Origin of the sequence: Nonomuraea marmarensis (assembly GCF_043197025.1) — a bacterium.
Taxonomy (GTDB): domain Bacteria; phylum Actinomycetota; class Actinomycetes; order Streptosporangiales; family Streptosporangiaceae; genus Nonomuraea; species Nonomuraea marmarensis.
This window is the reverse complement of record NZ_JBICRM010000045.1, coordinates 37,205-57,478: the sequence shown is the minus strand read 5'-3', so window position 1 is coordinate 57,478 and position 20,274 is coordinate 37,205. Positions and strand designations below refer to the sequence as shown.

The 20,274-nt window shown below is 69.6% G+C and carries 19 protein-coding genes; 15 read left to right on the top strand and 4 right to left on the bottom strand.

All coding sequences use genetic code 11. From position 1 onward, the window contains the following. The first annotated feature begins 1 nt into the window (after window position 1). The 7 genes from ACFLIM_RS44460 to ACFLIM_RS44430 all read left to right on the top strand — a co-directional run bounded on the left by ACFLIM_RS44460 (window position 2) and on the right by ACFLIM_RS44430 (window position 7,023). A complete protein-coding gene (locus tag ACFLIM_RS44460) occupies window positions 2-865 on the top strand; it encodes a hypothetical protein (RefSeq protein ID WP_393175823.1) in 864 nt (287 codons plus the stop codon). 82 nt (window positions 866-947) lie between these two features. Beyond that, window positions 948-2,582, top strand: a complete 1,635-nt coding sequence (murJ, locus tag ACFLIM_RS44455; protein ID WP_393175821.1) for a murein biosynthesis integral membrane protein MurJ — start codon at window positions 948-950, stop codon at window positions 2,580-2,582. A gap of 184 nt (window positions 2,583-2,766) precedes the next feature. Beyond that, window positions 2,767-3,993, top strand: coding sequence for a glycosyltransferase (locus ACFLIM_RS44450; RefSeq protein WP_393175819.1), 1,227 nt, complete (start codon window positions 2,767-2,769; stop codon window positions 3,991-3,993). A 175-nt stretch (window positions 3,994-4,168) separates the two neighbouring features. Then, window positions 4,169-5,152 (top strand): TerC family protein, encoded by a 984-nt coding sequence (locus ACFLIM_RS44445; RefSeq protein ID WP_393175817.1) that lies wholly within the window; start codon window positions 4,169-4,171, stop codon window positions 5,150-5,152. 109 nt (window positions 5,153-5,261) lie between these two features. After that, the gene (locus ACFLIM_RS44440; RefSeq protein ID WP_393175815.1) at window positions 5,262-5,903 is read left to right on the top strand and encodes a phosphatidylserine decarboxylase; all 642 of its coding nucleotides are present in this window, start codon (window positions 5,262-5,264) and stop codon (window positions 5,901-5,903) included. Continuing rightward, the gene (gene pssA / locus ACFLIM_RS44435; RefSeq protein WP_393175813.1) at window positions 5,890-6,711 is read left to right on the top strand and encodes a CDP-diacylglycerol--serine O-phosphatidyltransferase; all 822 of its coding nucleotides are present in this window, start codon (window positions 5,890-5,892) and stop codon (window positions 6,709-6,711) included. The genes ACFLIM_RS44440 and pssA overlap by 14 nt, the downstream gene beginning before the upstream one ends. A 36-nt stretch (window positions 6,712-6,747) precedes the next feature. Further along, window positions 6,748-7,023, top strand: a complete 276-nt coding sequence (locus ACFLIM_RS44430) for a hypothetical protein (protein ID WP_393175811.1) — start codon at window positions 6,748-6,750, stop codon at window positions 7,021-7,023. 103 nt (window positions 7,024-7,126) lie between these two features. Here the strand turns inward: ACFLIM_RS44430 and ACFLIM_RS44425 are convergent, their stop codons facing one another. After that, the gene (locus tag ACFLIM_RS44425; RefSeq protein WP_393175809.1) at window positions 7,127-7,783 is read right to left on the bottom strand and encodes an MBL fold metallo-hydrolase; all 657 of its coding nucleotides are present in this window, start codon (window positions 7,781-7,783) and stop codon (window positions 7,127-7,129) included. A gap of 505 nt (window positions 7,784-8,288) precedes the next feature. Between ACFLIM_RS44425 and uvrA the strand changes: the two genes are divergently transcribed. Further along, a complete protein-coding gene (gene uvrA / locus ACFLIM_RS44420; RefSeq protein ID WP_393175807.1) occupies window positions 8,289-11,129 on the top strand; it encodes an excinuclease ABC subunit UvrA in 2,841 nt (946 codons plus the stop codon). 28 nt (window positions 11,130-11,157) lie between these two features. On the opposite strand, the gene ACFLIM_RS44415 is transcribed toward uvrA, so the two are convergent. Further along, a complete protein-coding gene (locus ACFLIM_RS44415) occupies window positions 11,158-11,916 on the bottom strand; it encodes a DUF2306 domain-containing protein (RefSeq protein ID WP_393175805.1) in 759 nt (252 codons plus the stop codon). Window positions 11,917-12,122: 206 nt separating this feature from the next. Between ACFLIM_RS44415 and ACFLIM_RS44410 the strand changes: the two genes are divergently transcribed. From ACFLIM_RS44410 to whiA, 7 genes are all read left to right on the top strand, one after another. Continuing rightward, a complete protein-coding gene (locus tag ACFLIM_RS44410) occupies window positions 12,123-12,566 on the top strand; it encodes a Rieske (2Fe-2S) protein (protein WP_393175803.1) in 444 nt (147 codons plus the stop codon). Window positions 12,567-12,676: 110 nt separating this feature from the next. After that, complete coding sequence (locus tag ACFLIM_RS44405; protein ID WP_393175801.1) at window positions 12,677-13,129, top strand: Rieske (2Fe-2S) protein; 453 nt, start codon at window positions 12,677-12,679, stop codon at window positions 13,127-13,129. Between the two features lie 45 nt (window positions 13,130-13,174). Then, complete coding sequence (locus ACFLIM_RS44400) at window positions 13,175-13,621, top strand: Rieske (2Fe-2S) protein (RefSeq protein ID WP_393175799.1); 447 nt, start codon at window positions 13,175-13,177, stop codon at window positions 13,619-13,621. 116 nt (window positions 13,622-13,737) lie between these two features. Further along, window positions 13,738-15,642 carry an excinuclease ABC subunit UvrC gene (gene uvrC / locus ACFLIM_RS44395; RefSeq protein WP_393175863.1) on the top strand — a complete coding sequence of 635 codons (1,905 nt, stop codon included), beginning with the start codon at window positions 13,738-13,740 and terminating at the stop codon, window positions 15,640-15,642. A 58-nt stretch (window positions 15,643-15,700) separates the two neighbouring features. Continuing rightward, window positions 15,701-16,609 carry an RNase adapter RapZ gene (gene rapZ, locus ACFLIM_RS44390; RefSeq protein WP_393175861.1) on the top strand — a complete coding sequence of 303 codons (909 nt, stop codon included), beginning with the start codon at window positions 15,701-15,703 and terminating at the stop codon, window positions 16,607-16,609. Between the two features lie 101 nt (window positions 16,610-16,710). After that, window positions 16,711-17,664, top strand: coding sequence for a gluconeogenesis factor YvcK family protein (locus ACFLIM_RS44385; RefSeq protein ID WP_393175798.1), 954 nt, complete (start codon window positions 16,711-16,713; stop codon window positions 17,662-17,664). Between the two features lie 71 nt (window positions 17,665-17,735). Next, complete coding sequence (whiA, locus tag ACFLIM_RS44380; protein WP_026214667.1) at window positions 17,736-18,716, top strand: DNA-binding protein WhiA; 981 nt, start codon at window positions 17,736-17,738, stop codon at window positions 18,714-18,716. A 243-nt stretch (window positions 18,717-18,959) separates the two neighbouring features. On the opposite strand, the gene ACFLIM_RS44375 is transcribed toward whiA, so the two are convergent. Continuing rightward, entirely contained in the window at window positions 18,960-19,433 is a 474-nt protein-coding gene (locus tag ACFLIM_RS44375; RefSeq protein ID WP_393175795.1) for a hypothetical protein, read from the bottom strand. Between the two features lie 90 nt (window positions 19,434-19,523). Further along, window positions 19,524-20,162, bottom strand: coding sequence for a hypothetical protein (locus ACFLIM_RS44370; RefSeq protein WP_393175793.1), 639 nt, complete (start codon window positions 20,160-20,162; stop codon window positions 19,524-19,526). Between the last annotated feature and the right edge of the window lie 112 nt (window positions 20,163-20,274).

Sequence of the window (20,274 nt, the reverse complement as noted above, 5' to 3'; positions counted from 1 at the left end):
CATGCCTGCCAGCCGGGCCCGTGGCCTGCTCTACGCCCTCGCCGGTGCCGCGATCGGCGCCGCGGCCGCCCGCGCCGCCTACGCCGCGTTCACCCGTAACCGGCCGGCCGACCTGAGTGGCCGCTGGACGCGCAAGAACCACCGCGGAGAGCCCATCACGCTGCTCGAAGGCCCCGCGTTCGTGGCGGGCTCCAGCGCGGCGGCCGCCCTCACGCCGGGGCTGCCCGGTCGCCTGCGCCTGGCCGCCCTGGTCGCGGGCGTCGGCAGCGGCGCGCTCGGCGCGTACGACGACCTCTACGGCACCACCTCCTCCAAGGGCTTCAAAGGGCACCTGACCGCGCTCGCTCGCGGCGAGGTCACCAGCGGCGCCGTCAAGATCCTCGGCATCGGCGCCACCGGGCTCGGCGCCGCCGCCCTCGTCTCCCAGGGACCGGTCGACACCCTGGTCAACGGCGCCACCATCGCCGGCGCCGCGAACCTCGCCAACCTCTTCGACCTGCGTCCCGGCCGCGCCATCAAGGTGGGCCTGCTGACCGGCGGGCCGCTGCTCGCCGCCTCTCTCTTCCGCGGCTCCCCGGCCTCCGCCGCGCTCGCCGCCATCCCGCTGGGGGCCGCCGCGGCGCTGCTGCCGGACGACCTCGGCGAGCGCGCCATGCTCGGCGACGCCGGCGCCAACTCCCTCGGCGCGCTGCTCGGGCTCGCCGCCGTCACCAGGCTCGGCCGCCCCGGCCGCTATGCCCTGCTGGGCACCGTCGTGGTGCTGACGGCGGCCGCGGAGAAGGTCAGCTTCACCAAGGTCATCGCCGGAAACCCGGTGCTCAACCGCCTCGACATGCTCGGCCGCCGTCCCGTCGACCCTGTGTGACCCCGCGTTTGCCGGTAGGGCCTGCCAGGATGTTCTGCGTCAGCCATCGACGGGGAGGCGACGTGGAGGCACTGTGGGGGTCGTGACCGCGCGGGGCGTGGCGGGCGGTGCCATGCTCATCGGGGCGATCACCGTGCTGGCCCGCATCGCGGGCTTCGCCAAGCAGTACGCCTTCGCCCAGACGGTCGGCACCAACTGCTTGTCCACGGCTTATATGACGGCCAACCAGATCCCCAACATCGTGTTCGAGGTGGTCGTCGGCGGGGCCCTGGCGGGAATGGTCGTGCCCGTGCTCGCCGGGGCGGCCGGGCGGGCCTCGCGGGAGGAGACCCCCGGCTCTCGCTCCACTGGCCAGTCGGCGCGGGTGGGGCGGATCAGTTCGGCGCTACTGACGTGGGTGGTCGTCATCCTCGTGCCGCTGGGCGCGCTCACCGCGCTGTTCGCCGGGCCGATCATCGGGCTGTTCTTCGGCACGGCCATCGACGGCTGCCAGGACGTGGGCGCGGTGACGGCGGTCGCCACCCGGATGCTGGTCGTCTTCGCCCCCCAGATCCCCCTGTACGGCGTCGCCGTCGTCCTCTACGGCGTGCTGCAGTCCCACCATCGGTTCGCCGGACCCGCGGTCGCGCCACTGGTGTCCAGCATCGTGGTCATCGTGGCCTACCTGCTGTTCGTGCCGCTCAGCGGCGGGGTGATCGATCCCGCCGCGGTCCCCGGGCCGGCCGAGCTGGCGTTGTCGGTGGGGACGAGCCTGGGGGTGTTGTCCCTGGTGCTGGCCGTGATCGGGCCGGTGGCCCGGCTCGGGTCGCGGTGGCGGCCCACCTTACGGTTCCCCGACGGGGTGGCCGGGCAGGTGCGCCGGCTCGCCGTGGCCGGGATCGCCGCCCTCCTGGCGCAGCAGGCCGCCATGATCGTGGTGCTGGTGTTGTCCAACAAACAGATCGGCAACGGGGCCATCACCGTCTACAACTACGCGTGGGCGATCTATCTGGTGCCGTACGCGGTGCTGGCCGTACCCATTGCCACCAGCGCGTTTCCCCGGCTGTCCGCGCAGGCGGGCGACCCGGTGGCGTTCTCGGCGCTCGCGGCTCGCACGACGCGGGCCGTGGTGCTGGTGTCGGGGCTGGCCGCCGGTGTGCTGGCCGCCGCCTCGGGGCCCGGTGCCGTGGTGTTCCTGGGGTCCAGGAGCGAGGTGCCCGCGCCCGAGCTGGCGGCGGCGATCGCGCTGTTCGCGCCGGGGCTGGTGGGCTATGGGCTCATCGCCCACCTGAGCCGGGTGCTGTACGCGGCCGGTCGCGGCAGGCAGGCCGCCACGGGGACCGTGGCGGGGTGGGTCGTGGTGATGGTCGCGCAGACCGTCTTCGTGCTGGTGCTGCCCGGAGAGTGGAAGATCGGGGGGATGGCGCTCGGGATGAGTGTGGGCATGAGTGTGGGCGGAGCGCTGCTGCTCGGCTCCGTGGCGCGGGCCCGGGGGAGCGGGGCCGTGGCCGGGCTGCTCCGGGCTGGCGGTGCCGCGGCTGCTGGGGGGCTGCTGGGGTACCTGGCGGGGGCCGGTGTCGTGGGGTGGCTCGGGGTCCGGGGCATCTGGCCGAACGTGTGGGCCACCGTGCTGGCCGCCCTTGTGGCGCTGGTGGTGGGGGCGGTGGTCGTGGCGCTGGTGGACCGCGCGGATGCCGGTGCGGTGGCCGGACTGCTACGGCGCGGCGGATCCGGTTGAGACGGTGCCGTCGGGCCGCTCGAGGCTGGGCCTGTGGTGTGGGAGGGGCGGTGAGCCGACGCTGTGGTGGACCGGTTGAGCCGGCGCTGTGGACGCGTCGTATCGGCTTGGGTCGTCATGGGGGAAGTCGTGAGGGAAGTCATAGGGGAAGTCGTGAGGGAAGTCGTGGAGGAAGGAGCTTGTCGTGCGGGTGGCTTTCGTGCTGGGCACCACGTCCGGGGGGACGGGGCGGCATGTCCTCATGCTGGTGGAAGGGCTGGTGCGGCGGGGGAATCAGGTGCTCGTCGTCGGGCCTCGGAGCGTTGAGGAGAAGTTCTCGTTCGCCGGGGCGGGGGCTCGGTTCGTGGATGTGACCGTCTCGGACCGGCCGCATCCCGTCAACGACCTGCGTGCCGTGCTCGCCATCAGACGGTTGACGCGCGACGCCGATGTCGTGCACGCCCACGGGCTGAGGGCCGGGGCGCTGGCCGCGCTGGGGAAGAGGGGCGGGTGGAAGGCGCTCGCCGCTTTGCGGGCACGGTTCGGTGGCCGAGAGGCCGTGGGCAGGCGCGATGCTGCGGAGGCGGGAAGTGGCCGCGGGCAGCGGGCTGCGCAGGCCGGGCATGGCGGCGGGCAGGGGCTGGTCGTGACTCTGCACAACGCGTTGACGGCCGGTGGGTTCGTCGGGGTCGTCTATGGGGTGCTGGAGCGGATCGTGGCCCGGCGGGCCGATCACGTGCTGGTGGTGTCGCCGGATCTCGGCGAGCGGATGGTCGCGTTGGGCGCCAGGGACGTGCGGGCCGCCGTGGTGGGCGCGCCCGTGCTTCCCCCCGCCAAGCGCACCCCTCAGGAGGTCAGGGACGAGCTGGAGGCCGGGGAACGGCCTATTTTGCTGACCATTGCCAGGCTCGCCCAGCAGAAGGGGCTGGAGACGCTGCTCGACGTCGCCGCCGGGCCGTGGAACGCGGACGCGGGGATCGAGGGGGCTCCGGCGCCGTTGTTCGTGGTCGCGGGGGAAGGGCCCCTGCGCGGCGAGTTGCAGGCCAGGATCGGCGCCGAAGGGCTTCCCGTGACGCTGCTGGGAAACCGGGATGACGTGCCGGACCTGCTGGGTGCCGCCGTCGCCCTGGTGATGCCGAGCCGGTGGGAGGGGCAACCACTCACCCTCCGTGAGGCACTCATGGCGGGCAAGCCGGTTATCGCCACCAAAGTGGGGGGAATTCCGGAAATTTTGGGGAACGCCGGGATCCTCGTTCGCTACGGGGACGTCGGAGGGTTGCGCGGGGCCGTACGGGAGCTGCTCGCAGAGCCGGGAGCTGCGGAAACGCTCGCGGCGGCGGCCGCGCGGCGGGGGCGGGAGATGCCCGACGGCGACGATGTCGTGGAGAGCGTGCTGGGTGTTTACCGCAGCGGAGACCGAACGGATGATTAGGTACGGTCGGGGCGTTCTCATATACTGCCTGGGTTAAGGGAGGGGAGTATCCCTTCGCGACAGCCTCGTCATCACGGTGTAGCCCCACTCCACGGGGCCCCCGGGGCTGCCGGTCCGCAGGTTTGGCGGGCGGGAGAGACCTCCGGCAGTGAGTCGTGCACGCCGGAGGGTTTGAGTGAGCGTACCCGTGTGGGCCTGGATCGCCGTCATCGGCGGCCTCATCGTCGTTCTTGCCATTGACCTGTGGATTGTCGATCGTGGAGAAGCCCGTGAGTTCTCCATGCGGCAGGCCGGCTACTGGGTGACGTTCTACGTCGTCCTCGCCGCGGTGTTCGGACTGGTGTTGTGGGCCACGTTCGATGGTGCCAAGGCAGGTGAGTTCTTCGCCGGCTACATCACCGAATACAGCCTCAGCGTCGACAACCTCTTCATCTTCTTCATCATCATGAGCAGGTTCGCCGTGCCGCGGGCGTACCAGCACAAGGTCCTGCTCGTCGGCATCCTGCTCGCGCTCGTCATGCGCGGCATCTTCATCGCGCTCGGGGCCGCGGCGCTCGAGCGGTTCAGCTGGCTGTTCTACGTGTTCGGCGCCTTCCTCGTCTACACCGCGGTCAACATCGTCCGCCAGCACCTCAAGGGTGATGAAGAGGAGTTCAACGAGAACATGCTGCTCAGGTGGGTGCGCAGGGCATTCCCCACCACCGAGGGGTACGTCGGATCGAAGGTCACCGTCAAGATCGACGGCAGGCGCATGGTCACGCCCATGCTCATCGTGATGGTCGCCATCGGCAGCACCGACCTGTTGTTCGCGCTCGACTCGATTCCCGCGATCTTCGGGCTCACGAAGGACCCCTTCATCGTCTTCACGGCCAACGCGTTCGCCCTGATGGGGCTGCGTCAGCTCTACTTCCTGCTGGGCGGGCTCCTCCAGCGGCTCGTCTACATCAGCTACGGTTTGGCGTTCATCCTCGGGTTCATCGGGGTTAAGCTGGTATTGGAGGCGTTGCATGCCAGCCATGTCTCCTGGGCGCCCGAAATTCCCATCTGGGTGTCGCTCTCGGTCATTGGCGCCACCATGGTCATCACCACTGTGGCGAGCCTGATCAAAGCCCGCATGGACGCGCGCAAGGGCGAGGAACCGCACCCGGAGCAGGTCTAGCGAAAAGGGCTTCGAGGCGCTTTGCTTGTGTAGTTGCGCCGTGTAATAGTTGCTAGTTTCTGTAGCATCACGGCAAAGCGCCCAGTCCAGTCTCCACCAAAGGTTGTACGTGTCAGACGATTCTGCTAAGCCGAGCCGCGCGAGGCTCGCGCGCGGGGTCTCCCCGTGGCTCTTCCCGACGGCGGCCGCGGCGGTCGCCACCGCGCTGCTGACGCGCAAGGACCGGCGATGGGCGCTCGCGGCGGTGCCGCTGAGCGCTCTCACCGGCGGCATGCTCTGGTTCTTCCGCGACCCCGATCGCACGCCGGGCGAGGGACGCGTCCTGTCGCCCGCCGACGGCGTGGTGCAGAGCATCGACCCGTGGCCGGACGGCCGCACCAGAGTCGCGATCTTCATGAGCCCGCTGAACGTACACGTCAACCGGGCCCCTCTTGCGGGAAATGTCACATCCGTGCAGCATGTGGCAGGTGGGTTCCTGCCGGCTTTCAACAAGGACAGCGACCAGAACGAACGCGTGGTGTGGCATTTCGAGACCGCGCTCGGCGACATCGAGATGGTGCAGATCGCGGGCGCTGTGGCGCGCAGGATCGTGCCATACCTGAGCGCGGGCGCGAAGGTCACGCAGACCGAGCGGATCGGGCTCATCAGGTTCGGTTCGAGGGTCGACATCTACCTTCCCGAAGGAATGGCTCCCGCGGTGTCCGTGGGGGAGAAGACGGTTGCGGGGGTGACCAGAATTGACCGCGGCTGACGCCGGCAGTTGGCAGGCGGACGAGGACGAGCCTCGTGGTCCCGTCGGCAAGGCGTTCCGCCTGTCCGCCGCCGACTCCCTCTCGCTGGGCAACGCGGTCTGCGGGTTCCTCGCCGTGTGCGTCCTCGCCTACTCCGCCATCAAGCAGCTCCAGGTCGGCGGTCATTTCACGCCCGATCCGAGCTACTTCGCCACCGCCATCGTGCTGCTGCTCATCGGCGCGACGTGCGACCTGTTCGACGGCCTCGTCGCGCGGCGCTTCCGCGCCTCCGCGATGGGCGCCGAGCTCGACAACCTGGCCGACGTGATCAGCTTCGGGTTCGCGCCCGCGTTCATGGTCGTGATCTGGGCCGGGTTCACCAACCAGGTGCCGTTCCCGGCGGTGGTCGGCGCGGCGGTGGCGGTGCTGGTCGCCGGGGTCGTGCGCCTGGCCAGGTTCGCCTGCGTCAAGACCAAGAGTGGCGACTTCATGGGGCTGCCCATCCCGATGGGCGCCATGACCGTGATCTCCATCGTGCTGTTGTTCCAGCCCAGCATCTGGTCCCTGCTGGCCGTGCTCGGCGTGGCGTGGCTGATGGTCAGCCGGATCGAATATCCGAAGCCGAAGGGGCAACTCGCGGCGGTCGTGCTCGGCTGGATCATGGTGAACGTGGCGTTCCTGACGTTCTGGGTCGCCTGGCCCGAGGGTGGCGACCTGCCGATCAAGATCGGTGCGAGCATGCAGATCGCGCTCGTGGCGGCGATTCCGCTGCGGGTGTTGTTCTACAAACGCGAGCAGCGCAAGGAAGCCGAGCGCATCGGCAACTGACAGGATTTTTCAGCATTCTTCGGCTTTGATGGAGCCATGTCGGCCACGCCGCGCGAGCACACGCGCACGTACTATCTCGGCAAGCTGGCCACGGAGCTGGAGCAGCGCGGGTTGACGGCCACGCTCCGGTCCTACCCGCCCGCCCTGCGGATCAGCGATCCCGACACGGTCATACTGGCCGAGACCATTGACTGCGTGCCGCTCTCCGAGGGGTGGTTCTACCGGTGGTCGTGGGGCGAGGTCGTCGGCCTGGCCGACGATCCCGCCCTCGCGGCCGAGCGGATCGTGCACGTCCTGGCCGCCCGCCAGTGACCTTGTCAGGCCCGCCGCCCGCGCGGGTGCGGGGCGGCGAGCCGTACATGTGGCGGGCGATCGGCCGGTGGCCGATCCATGAGAGGGTCCGGTATGTACGCGGCTACCAGCCGCGGGCCTTCCACTCCGGGAGTGACGGGCGTTCGGCGCCCAGCGTGGTGTCCTTGCCGTGGCCCGGGTAGACCCAGGTCTCGTCCGGGAGGCGGTCGAAGACGCGCTCGACCACGTCGTTGTAGAGCTGGTTGAAGCGCTCCGGGTCCTTCCAGGTGTTGCCGACGCCGCCGGGGAACAACGAGTCGCCCGTGAACAGGTGCTGCCCCGCCGCGCCGCCGTCGTACAGCAGGGCGATCGAGCCCGGCGTGTGACCCCGCAGGTGGATGACCTCCAGGGTGATCGGACCGACGGCGATCGTGTCGCCGTTCTCCACCGTGCGGCCCACGGGGAGGGGGAGGGCGGGCGCGTCGAGGGGGTGGGCGATCACCTGGGCGCCTGTGACCTTCGTCACCTGCTCCAGCGCCTGCCAGTGGTCGCCGTGCTGGTGCGTGGTGACGATCGAGCCGACCGGCTGGTCGGCTATCAGGGCGAGCAGGCGGTCGGAGTCGGCGGCCGCGTCGATGAGCAGGCCGTCGCCGGTCTCGGTGGAACGCAGCAGGTAGGCATTGTTGTCGTACGGGCCGACGGCGAGCTTGCAGATCGTCAGCGCGGGCAGCTCTCGCACGTCGGCGGGACCGCCGACCTGGACGTCACCTGTGTAGGTCATCGATAGTCCTTTGGGGGCGTCGTGGGCAGATCAGCGGGGGCCGGCATCGTCAGCCACGGCGGCGGCTCTGGAAGCCCTGTGCCCCCGGGGCCGGGTATGAACGACTGCCCCACGGGCACCAGACTAACGCCCTTGCCGTCCGACCTCCCGGTGAGCCAGGCCAGCATGTCGGCCGGCGTCCCTTCGACGGCGGGACCCGGTCCGAGGCCGGGCCAGCTGTCGATGATCTCGCGGACCGGCGATTCGCGCCGAGGCCAGCTCGGCCTGCAGCACGGGTAAGACCGTCATGTCTGGATATTTCATCATTTAGGGGTACGAGGTGGGAGGCGGGCATAACGCTGCAGGTCAGATGGTTGAATGCTGAAGGGCTCCTGCCGGGGTGGCAGATGGCCGTAACCTGTGGGGGACGGATTTTCGGGGGTCGTGGATCGGGCCGCCGAAATTGTCGGAGCCCCCGTCTACCATCCCCCTCGGACCTATCCGCCTTTCGACTTCCGGGATCGCCGTGGCAGACCGCCTGATCGTGCGTGGTGCACGAGAACACAACCTCAAGGACGTCTCGCTCGACCTGCCGCGAGACTCGCTGATCGTCTTCACCGGCCTTTCCGGCTCGGGCAAGTCCAGCCTGGCCTTCGACACGATCTTCGCTGAGGGCCAGCGGCGTTATGTCGAGTCGCTGTCGGCCTACGCGCGCCAGTTCCTCGGCCAGATGGACAAGCCCGACGTCGACTTCATCGAGGGCCTGTCGCCGGCGGTGTCGATCGACCAGAAGGCGACCAGCAAAAACCCGCGCTCGACCGTTGGCACGATCACCGAGGTCTACGACTACCTGAGGCTGCTGTGGGCGCGCATCGGCAAGCCCCACTGCCCGGTGTGCGCGCGGCCTATCGCCAGGCAGACGCCGCAGCAGATCGTCGACCGGGTGATGGACCTGGAGGAGGGCACCAGGTTCCAGGTGCTCGCGCCGGTCGTACGCGGTCGCAAGGGCGAATACGCCGAGCTGTTCCGCGAGCTGCAGACCAAGGGCTTCGCCAGGGCCAGGGTCGACGGCACCGTCGTGCGACTGGAGGAGCCGCCGACGCTGAAGAAATACGAGAAGCACGACATCGAGGTCATCGTCGACCGCCTGTCGGTCAAGGAGTCGGCGGTGCGCAGGCTCACCGACTCGGTCGAGACGGCGTTGCAGCTGTCCGGCGGCACGATCACGCTCGAGTTCGTCGACCTGCCCGAGGACGACCCCAACCGCGAGCGTTTCTACTCCGAGCACCTCTACTGCCCCTATGACGACCTGTCGTTCGAGGAGCTGGAGCCGCGCTCGTTCTCGTTCAACTCGCCGTTCGGCGCCTGCCCCGAGTGCACGGGGCTCGGCACGAAGATGGAGGTGGACCCCGACCTGGTGGTGCCCGACCCCGAGCGCGCGCTCGGCGACGGCGCGCTGCACCCCTGGTCGGGCGGCCACACCAGCGAATACTTCGCCAGGCTGATCGAGGCGCTCGGCCACGCGGTCGGGTTCACGCTGGACACGCCGTGGGAGAAGCTGCCGAAGAAGGCGCAGAAGTCCCTGCTGTACGGCCACGACGAGCAGGTGCACGTACGCTACAGCAACCGTTACGGCAGGCAGCGCTCCTACTACACCACCTACGACGGCGTCATCCCGTGGGTGCAGCGCCGGCACGCGGAGGCGGAGAGCGACTCGGCCCGCGAGCGGTTCGAGGGCTACATGCGTGAGATCCCGTGCCCGGCCTGCAAGGGGGCCAGGCTCAAGCCGGTCACCCTGGCGGTGACCGTCGCGGGCAGGTCGATCGCCGAGGTGTCGGCCATGTCGATCGGCGAGTGCGCGAAGTTCCTGGCGGCGCTCAAGCTGTCCGACCGCGACATGCAGATCGCCGAGCGGGTGGTCAAGGAGATCAACGCCCGCATGGGGTTCCTGCTCGACGTCGGCCTCGACTACCTCACCATGGACCGGGCCGCGGCGACTCTGGCGGGTGGCGAGGCGCAGCGGATCAGGCTGGCCACGCAGATCGGCTCCGGTCTGGTCGGCGTCCTGTACGTCCTCGACGAGCCGTCCATCGGCCTGCACCAGCGCGACAACATGCGGCTGCTCGACACGCTGGTCAGGCTGCGCGACATGGGCAACACGCTGATCGTGGTCGAGCACGACGAGGAAACGATCGCGGCGGCCGACTGGGTGGTCGACATCGGTCCGGGCGCTGGCGAGCACGGTGGCCAGGTCGTCGTGTCCGGCACCGTGCAGGACCTCCTCGCCAGCGAGGAGTCGATGACCGGTCAGTACCTGTCCGGGCGTAGGAGCATTCCGATTCCGGCCAAGCGCCGCAAGCGCGACAAGAAGCGGCAGATCACCGTGAAGGGGGCGCGGGAGCACAACCTCCAGGGGGTCGACATCGACTTCCCGCTGGGCGTGTTCACGACGGTCACGGGGGTGTCGGGGTCCGGGAAGTCCACGCTGGTCAACGACATCCTCTACAGCGCGCTGGCCAAGGAGCTCAACGGCGCCCGTACGGTGCCGGGGCGGCATTCGCGGATCAACGGCATGGATCAGGTGGACAAGGTCGTCCATGTCGACCAGTCGCCCATCGGGCGGACTCCGCGCTCCAACCCGGCCACGTACACCGGGGTTTTCGACCACGTACGCAAGTTGTTCGCGGCCACGACCGAGGCGAAGGTGCGCGGCTACCAGCCGGGGCGGTTCAGCTTCAACGTCAAGGGCGGGCGTTGCGAGGCGTGCGCGGGCGACGGCACCATCAAGATCGAGATGAACTTCCTGCCGGACGTCTACGTCCCCTGCGAGGTCTGCCACGGCGCCCGCTACAACCGGGAGACGCTGGAAGTCCACTACAAGGGCAAGACGATCGCCGAGGTGCTCGGCATGCCCATCGAGGAGGCCCTCGGCTTCTTCGAGGCCATTCCCGCGATCAAGCGCCACCTGCAGACGCTCAACGAAGTGGGGCTGGGTTACGTGCGGCTCGGGCAGCCGGCCACCACCTTGTCTGGCGGGGAGGCGCAGCGGGTCAAGCTCGCCTCCGAGCTGCAGCGGCGGCAGACGGGGCGGACTATCTACGTGCTCGACGAGCCGACCACCGGGCTGCACTTCGAGGACATCCGGCGGTTGCTGGGGGTTCTCGGGCGGCTGGTGGAGGGCGGGAATACGGTGATCGTCATCGAGCACAACCTGGATGTCATCAAGACCGCCGACTGGATCATCGACATGGGGCCCGAGGGTGGGTCCCGTGGCGGGACGTTGGTGGCCAGTGGGACTCCTGAGGAGGTGGCGCTCGTGGATGAGAGCCACACGGGGCGGTTCCTGCGGAAGATCCTCTCGTTCTGAGGTCCGCGCTCGGGTTTTGAGGGGGAAGTCAGCGGGCGGCGCGGGCGCGGCGGCGTTTGGCGACGTCGCCGCGTTCGAGCCACCACTCCGCCAGCAGCAGCGGGAGGACCCAGCCCAGCCAGGCGCCCAGGGCCGCCACCGTGCTGACCAGCAGCGCCTCGTCGCCGTGGAACGTCGTGTTCAGCTGCGGCGACAGCAGGATCACGAGCACGACGCCCCAGAGGCGGTTGGTGATGATGGACATGGTCAGGGCGAAGCTGCGCACCATCCAACGGCGATGGTCGACGAACCTGCGCTGCCTGGCCATCCGCCAGCCCGTCAGCGTGCAGCTCAGCCACAGGAGTGCCAGCAGGACGTCGCTGACCATCGTGATCGGGCCGAACGGGGTGGCCACGCCGACCACCAGGCCCAGCAGGCCGCTGGGGAGGCAGCCGCCGAAGACGTACACGCGGCCGATCATACGGTGCGCCCGGGGGTGGCGCCGGCGGAACCACGGCCAGATCTGCAGGCAGCAGGTGATCATCGCGACCGAGCCGAAGACGACGTGCAGAGAGAGCATCACGAAGTGCGGCGGGAAGAAGTCCGGGGCGGGCACTCGGGATTGGGCCGGGTCCATCGACAGGTAGGGCGGTAGCGAGAACGCGAGGAACGCGGCCGCCACCACCGCCAGCGGCGCCATCCACGGGCGACGCCACCAGCGGGGGCGCGGCCGGGAAGGTTTGGCGGGGGACGCGGGTGGGGGCGTCGCAGGAGCGGTGGAGGTCGTGGCGGGCGTGTGCGGAGTCATGGGCGCAGCTTGAGCCGGGCCGCTGACCGCCCGCCTACCGTGCGCTGACCGGGCCGGAGGGCTGTGCTGACAGAGGTACGTCAGCTGGGCCGGAGGCTGGCAACCCGTACCCGATGGGCGGACCGAGGGGTGGCGCCAATAAAGTTGAGGTCTGGTAACGACCTGACCTGCAGGGGGTCAGCGGAGACGCGGAGGGTCGGCAAAAAATGACGGTTACGGAGCGGGGCGGAGCCATGCCCGAGAACGGGCCCCGGAACGGATACGCGCGGCGCGAGATGCTGGGGGTGGCCGGGGTCGCGGCGTGCGGGCTGGCACTCGCGGGATGCGGTACGGGCGGCGCCAAGGCCCAGCCGAGCATCAAGGGCAAGGTCATCGCCAAGACGGCCGACGTGCCCGTGGGCGGCGGCACGCTGGTCGAGGACCTGAACGTCGTGGTTACGCAGCCCACGCAGGGCGTCTACAAGGCGTTCAGCTCGGTCTGCACCCACAAGGGCTGCGCGGTCAGCGCCCCCAAGGAGAACGTCATCAGGTGCGCCTGCCACGGCAGCGAGTTCGCCGCCGACAGCGGGAAGGCCACCAAGGGACCCGCCACCGCCCCGCTGGCCTCGTTCCAGGTCAAGGTCGAGGGCGACGGCATCGTGGTCGTCTGAGCAGGCCAATGGGTAATTGTGCGTAGTTAGCCGGATTGGGTTCGGGCACGCTGAACCGGCGCGAGGGCGCTGGCCGTACCTGAAGTAAGAACAATCTGGGAGGACGCACCATGACGGAAACGACGCGCCGAGCGATGGTGCTCGGCGCTGGGAGCGCCGGGCTCGCGGCGGTCCTGACGGCGTGCGCGAGCTACGGTTCGCCGACGACGGAAGCGAGCGCGGAGCCGCCGGCGGAGGAGGAAGCGTCGTCCGACGCACCGAAGAAGAAGACGGCGAAGAAGGCGCTGGCCGACACCGCCGACATTCCCTCAGGAGGCGGGAAGGTCTTCGAAGGACAGAAGGTCGTGGTCACGCAGCCGGTGGACGGAGAGTTCAAGGCGTTCACGGCGGTCTGCACCCACCAGGGCTGTACGGTCGCCACCGTCTCGAACGGGACCATCAACTGCCCCTGCCACGGCAGCAAGTTCAAGATCGAGGACGGATCCGTCGCCAACGGGCCCGCGAGCGAGCCGCTCAAGGAGAAGAAGATCACCGTGGACGGCGGCAAGATCAGGCTCGCCTAGTCCGCGTCTCATGAATTTCTCACCTGGGTGCGGTTGGGTGAGCGCATGGGAGATGACCTTCAGAGCCGCCGGGCGGTGATCGCGAGCGTAGGAGCGGGTGGCCTGGCGCTGGCGATCACTGCCTGTGGCGGCGGCACCGACACCGCACAACCCGCCAGTGGCGCCACGGAATCGGGTGCTCCTGCGTCCAGCGCGCCGCAAGCCGGTGGGGCGCTGGCCAAGACCGCCGACATCCCCGTCGGCGGTGGCGCGGTCTTCAAGGATCAGAAGATCGTGGTCACGCAGCCGACCTCGGGCGAGTTCAAGGCGTTCAGCGCGGTCTGCACCCACCAGGGCTGCACGGTCGGCAGCGTCTCGAGCGGGACCATCAACTGCCCGTGTCACGGCAGCAAGTTCAACATCGCCGACGGTGCCGTCGCGGACGGGCCGGCCGACAAACCGCTGCCGGAGCAGCAGATCAAGGTCGAGGGCGACCAGATCACGCTCGCCTAGCCACGTATCCCGTACAGGGTGGAGTTTGCCCGTCGTGCGCGTGAAAAGCACGGCGGGCCACCTTGTCGGTGTGGGCTACTAGGCTTTGAAGTGTGGCGAGATCAGCGGGCAACACCTTGAGTTTCCGGCCCAAACCGGGATCGATCCCCGATTCCCCGGGGGTCTACCGGTTCAGGGACGCGCGCGGCCGGGTGATCTACGTGGGCAAGGCCAAGAGCCTGCGGCAGCGGCTCAACTCGTACTTCGCCGATTTCGCCGCGCTCCACCCGCGCACCCGGTCGATGCTCGACACGGCCGCCGACGTCGACTGGACCGTGGTCGGCACCGAAGTCGAGGCGTTGCAGCTCGAATACTCCTGGATCAAGGAGTTCGACCCGCGCTTCAACGTGAAATACCGCGACGACAAGTCCTACCCCTACCTCGCGGTCACCATGGGCGAGGACTTCCCGCGGGTTCAGGTCATGCGCGGGGCCAAGCGTAAGGGCACCCGTTATTTCGGGCCCTATTCGCATGCGTGGGCCATTCGCGAGACCGTCGACCTGCTGCTGCGGGTGTTTCCCGTGCGCACGTGCAGCGCGGGGGTGTTCAAGCGGGCCGGGCAGATCGGCAGGCCGTGCCTGCTCGGCTACATCGACAAATGCTCGGCGCCGTGCGTCGGCCGGGTGACCCCTGAGGAGCACCGCGACCTGGCCGAGGAGTTCTGCGACTTCATGGCGGGCAACACCAGCCGTTTCATCAAGCGGCTGGAGAAGGAGATGCGCGAGGCCGCCTCCGAGGAGGAATACGAGCGCGCGGCACGGCTCCGCGACGACATCCAGGCGCTGCAGCGCGCCCTGGAGAAGCAGGCGGTCGTGCTCGGCGAGGCCACCGACGCCGACGTGATCGCGCTGGCCGAAGATCCGCTCGAAGCGGCCGTACAAGTCTTCTACGTGCGCGGCGGCCGCATCCGCGGCCAGCGCGGCTGGGTGGTCGACAAGGTCGAGGAGACCACGCCGGGCGCGCTGGTCGAGCAGTTCCTGCTGCAGATGTACGCCGAGGCGAGCCCCGACTCGATGCCCCGCGAGGTGCTCGTGCCCGAGCTGCCGCCCGACAGCGAGGCCGTCGCCGAGTTGCTGACCGAGCAGCGCCGCGCCCGCGTCGAGGTGCGCGTGCCGCAGCGTGGCGACAAGAGATCGCTGATGGAGACCGTCGAACGCAACGCCAAGGAGTCGCTCGCGCAGCACAAGATCCGCCGGGCCAGCGACCTGACCACCCGCAGCCGGGCGTTGCAGGAGATCGCGGACGCGCTGGGCCTGGACCAGGCGCCGCTGCGCATCGAGTGCTACGACGTCTCCCACCTGCAGGGCGAAAACGTCGTGGCGTCGATGGTGGTGTTCGAGGACGGCCTGGCGCGCAAGAGCGAATACCGGCGCTTCGCCGTCAAGACCAAGGAGGGCGACGTCGCCTCGATCCACGAGGTGATCATGCGGCGGTTCCGCCGCTACTTGGAGGAACGCTCCGCCACCGGCGAGCTGGCCCCCGACGACGAGAACGGTCACGGGCCCATCGATCCCGAGACGGGCAAGCCGCGCAAGTTCGCCTACCCGCCCAACCTGGTCGTGGTCGACGGCGCGGGCCCGCAGGCCGTGGCGGCGCAGCGGGCGCTCGACGAGCTGGCCATCGACGACGTGGCCGTGTGCGGCCTGGCCAAGCGGCTGGAGGAGGTCTGGCTGCCCGGCGATGACCAGCCGGTGATCATGCCTCGTTCAAGCGAGGGTCTCTACCTGCTGCAACGGGTGCGGGACGAAGCACACAGGTTCGCCATCACCTACCATCGTTCCAAGAGGTCCAAGTCGGTGAAGGAGAGCGCGCTCGACGGCGTGCCCGGCCTCGGCCCGGCCCGCAGGCAGGCGCTGCTCAAGCACTTCGGCTCCGTGAAAAAGCTACGCGAGGCCACTGCCGCCGAGATCTGCGAGGTTCCCGGCATCGGCCCGTCCACCGCCGAGGTCATCGTGTCGACGCTGAAAGGAGACTCGCCTTGATCTCGCCAGGATGCCCGGGGAGGGCACTGACATGAACACCCGTGAGGCCGATGCTGACATGAGCACCCGCGAGGCCGAGCCCGGCGGACGGAGTGAGGCGGCGACCAGCGAGCGGGCGTTCGTCATCGTCACCGGCATGTCCGGGGCGGGGCGGAGCACGGCGGCCAAGGCACTGGAGGACCTGGGCTGGTTCGTCATCGACAACCTGCCGCCCGGGCTGCTGTTCGCGATGGCGGAGGAGGCGGGCAAGGTCAAGCTCGCCGCCGACAAGGTGGCCGCCGTCGTCGACGTGCGCAGCCTGGCCTTCACCACCGACCTCAACGCGGCCATCGAGGAGCTCGAAGGGCGCGGCGTGGGGGTTCGGGTGGTGTTCCTGGAGGCCAGCGACGAGGAGCTGGTGCGCAGGTTCGAGAACGTCCGCAGGCCGCACCCGCTGCAGGGCGAAGGCCGCCTGGTCGACGGGATCACCCGGGAGCGGGGGATTCTTCGAGAAGTCCGGGCAAATGCCGATCTCGTGATCGACACGTCGTCCCACAACGTGCATGATCTACGTAACAAGATCGTCGCGTACTTCGGCGGGGAGGATCGACCAGGGTTGCGGCTCAACGTGGTGTCGTTCGGATTCAAGTACGGGCTGCCGGTCGATGCGGACCTCGTGGTCGACTGCCGGTTCCTGCCCAATCCACACTGGGTGCCCGAACTACGGCCGATGAACGGGCTCGACCCGTCCGTCCGCGACTACGTGCTCGGGCAGCCGGGGGCCAAGGAATTCCTCGACGCGTACGAGGAGGTCCTGCAGGTCGTCGCCGCCGGGTACGCGCGCGAAGGCAAGAGCTATGCGACGTTGGCGGTGGGTTGCACGGGTGGCAAGCACCGCAGCGTGGCCATGGCCGAGCAGGTCGCCGCCCGGCTGCGCGACCGCGGGATGGAGGTCCAGGTGAGTCACCGGGATGTGGGGCGGGAGTGACGGATGAAGGCTTCACGGCAGCGACATCGGCTTTGCCGGATCCGGTAGAGGAAGGCTCGGGGCGGCCATCGGACCCCTGGCGGGCCGAGGGGCGGCCGGAGGTGGACGGCGCACTCCACGCCGGGATCGGGCCCCCGGTGGTGGCGCTGGGAGGCGGGCACGGGCTGTTCGCGTCCCTGTCCGCCTTACGAGTCGTCACCGACCGGCTGACCGCCGTGGTGACCGTCGCCGACGACGGCGGGTCCAGCGGGCGGTTGCGCCGCGAGCTCGGCGTGTTGCCCCCCGGCGACCTGCGGATGGCGCTGGCCGCGTTGTGCGGCGACGACGAGTGGGGCAGCACCTGGAGCGAGGTGGTGCAGCACCGCTTCCGCAGCGAGGGCGAGCTGCACGGCCACGCCGTCGGCAACCTGCTGATCGTGGCGCTGTGGGAGCTGCTCGGCGACCCCGTGGCCGGGCTTGACTGGGTCGGGCGGCTGCTCGGGGCGCACGGCCGGGTGCTGCCGATGGCGTCGGTGCCGCTCGACATCGTGGCCGAGGTGGAGCTCGACGGCGTCACCTCGACCGTACGCGGGCAGGTGGCGTGCGCGCTGACCCCCGGCCGGGTGCAGGCGATCTCGCTGGTGCCCGAGGACCCGCCCGCGCGGCCCGAGGCGATCGCGGCGGTGCTGGAGGCCGACTGGGTGGTGTTCGGGCCGGGGTCGTGGTTCACCAGCGTGCTGCCGCACCTCAAGGTGCCCGAACTGGCCAGGGCGCTGCACGAGACCAGAGCTAAACGGCTCGTCACGCTCAATCTGGCGCCCCAGCCGGGCGAGACAGACGACTTCTCCCCCCAGCAACATCTGGAGGTGCTCCGGCAGCACGCTCCCGACCTGTCGATCGACGTCGTACTCGCCGACACGGGAGTCGTCGACGACCCCGACGCCCTTGACAAGGCCGCCGCCGCGCTCGGCGCGCGGCTCGTCATGGCGGACGTGGCCGCCGGCGACGGCTCGGCGAAGCATGACCCACGACGTCTTGCCTCCGTCCTGGACGAGATTTTCCTCCAGAAGCGTTGATCCTGGTCGGCGTGGCGCGAAGGTGCGAGAGACTGACGGGAGCCGGTCTGAATGGGGGAGAGGACTAACGCATGGCCATGACAGGTGTGGTGAAAGACGAACTGAGCCGCCTCCCGGTGCTGAAGCCGTGCTGCCGCAAGGCGGAGGTCTCGACGCTGCTGCGGTTCGCCAGCGGCCTGCACCTGGTGGGCGGGCGGATCGTGATCGAGGCGGAGCTCGACACCAACGCCACCGCACGGCGACTGATCAAGGACATCGGCGAGGTGTTCGGGCACAAGGCGGAGGTGCTCGTGCTCGCGCCCGCGGGGCTGCGCAAGGGCTCCCGCTACGTGGTGCGCGTCTACCGCGACGGCGAGGCGCTGGCCCGCCAGACGGGCCTGATCGACAACCACGGCCGCCCGGTGCGCGGCCTGCCTCGCCAGGTGGTGGCGGGGGCCGCCTGCGACGCCGAGGCCGCCTGGCGCGGCGCGTTCCTGGCGCACGGGTCGCTGACCGAGCCGGGGCGTTCCATGTCGCTCGAGGTCACCTGCCCCGGGCCCGAGGCGGCGCTCGCGCTGGTGGGCTCGGCGCGGCGGCTGAAGATCCACGCCAAGGCGCGCGAGGTGCGCGGCGTGGACCGGGTCGTGGTGCGTGACGGCGACGCGATCAGCGCGCTGCTCACCCGGCTCGGGGCGCACGACAGCGTGCTGGCCTGGGAGGAGCGGCGGATGCGCCGCGAGGTGCGGGCCACCGCCAACCGCCTGGCCAACTTCGACGACGCCAACCTGCGGCGCTCCGCCCGTGCGGCGGTGGCGGCGGGGGCGCGGGTGCAGCGGGCGCTGGAGATCCTCGGTGACGAGGCGCCCGAGCATCTGGTGGTGGCCGGGCGGCTGCGGGTGGAGCACAAGCAGGCGTCTCTGGAGGAGCTGGGGCAGATCGCCGACCCGCCGCTGACCAAGGACGCGATCGCCGGGCGAATCCGGCGGCTGCTCGCCATGGCCGACAAACGCGCCTCCGACCTGGGCATCCCCAACACCGAGGCCAATCTCACCGTCGACATGCTCGCCCCGTGAGCGGCTTTCCGGTCTGTGGGTTGGTTTAAGAGCCTCATCTTGTACGGCTTCGCACGGTGGGCCGCCACTCGCCGCACGTGGCTGGTGGCCTCCAGGAAACGCCCGCTGACCGCCACGGGGCCGGGCGCCGTTACGTGCGCACTGTGGGCCGGGTGTTCCGTTGCTCGTTGCCCGTGGTGACATCGGCCGGTCGCCGTTTGGTGGGCGCCGCCCAGTGGTGGCGGCGCCCACCGTGCCCCTGCGTCAGCTCTGGGCCGGGCTGGTCGGCTGGGGCTGGTCGGCTGGCTCGTTGGCGGCCTTGACGCGCTTGTTGACGAAGGAGAAGGCCGCTGCCGCGCCGATCGCCCAGAACAGCAGCGACTTGGGGTCTTCGCTGATCAGCGCGCCGAACTCGCCGGTGATCTCGCCCGCGGCCGTGGTGTAGCTCATCGTCACGCCCTCGTCCTGGGCGAACTCGACGAGCAGGATCGTGGCGCCGACGATCTGGCCGAGCGCCGCGCCGGCCAGGCCGAACACGGCGGCGAGCGGCGGCAGGACCGGGCTGGTGGGCTTGACGGCCATGATGCCCAGGCCGACCAGGACGCCCACGCCGATGGTCGCGATGCCGATCTCGTACTTGGTGATGCCGATGATCGCGCCGTAGAGGGCCGCTCCGGCGAGCATGGCCACGAGGCCGACGATGATGCCGGGGACTAAACCTGACTTCTGGTTCGACATGTTGGGGGGTTCCTATGAGGTTAGGAGTTACTTGCCTTGATGGAGCACGCACCTTACTTGAGAGTTGGTTCGGCTTGCTGGGGATTTTTCTTAGTCCCGGGCGGGCTTGCGGGGAGTGAAGAAGTCGGTCGAGGGTTGCTCGTCCGGTGACTGGGCGGGCTCGAACGGGGCCCGGTACTCGGGCTCCTTCGTCTCCTCCGCCTCGGCCGCCCGGGCCCGCTGGGCGCGGCGGACGCGGACGACCCGCCGCATGAGCAGGGCGAGCGCGGCCAGGGCGGCGACGGCGATGTAGAGCCAGGCCGCCCACGTCTCCGCCAGTGGGTCCCGGTAGAGCGACGACGCGTAGGGGAGGCCCGCAGAGAGGTTGTCCAGGGTGATATCGGCCAGGTCGGCGGGGCCGCGTTCGGCCGGCGGGGTACGCAGAGTGGCGCCGATCATGATCGACGAGCCCACGATCTGGCCCGAGACCACGGCACCGCCCGCGTACAGCGCCGCCACGGGGATCAGGGCGATGCTGCGGGGGCGCACCGAGCCCATCGCCAGGGCGACCAGCAGGGCGATCGCGAGGGACGAGGTCACGGAGAGGGGATGGCCGTTGCCGAACGTCGTGACGGCGGCGGGCAGGCGGCTCTGGAACAGGACGGCCGCCCCCAGAGCGGCCGCGCAGACCAGCGCGGCGAGCAGGCCTAAGATGAGTCCGGGTAGTAGGCCGGACCGCTTATGTGACATCTCAGCCCCCAGAGAATGCACGAATTTACATCGATGAGTCGGGCACTTTACTCGAACCTCGCAAAACGTGTCCCCCGAACGGTCATTCACAGGGCGGTACCTGAAGTGGTCT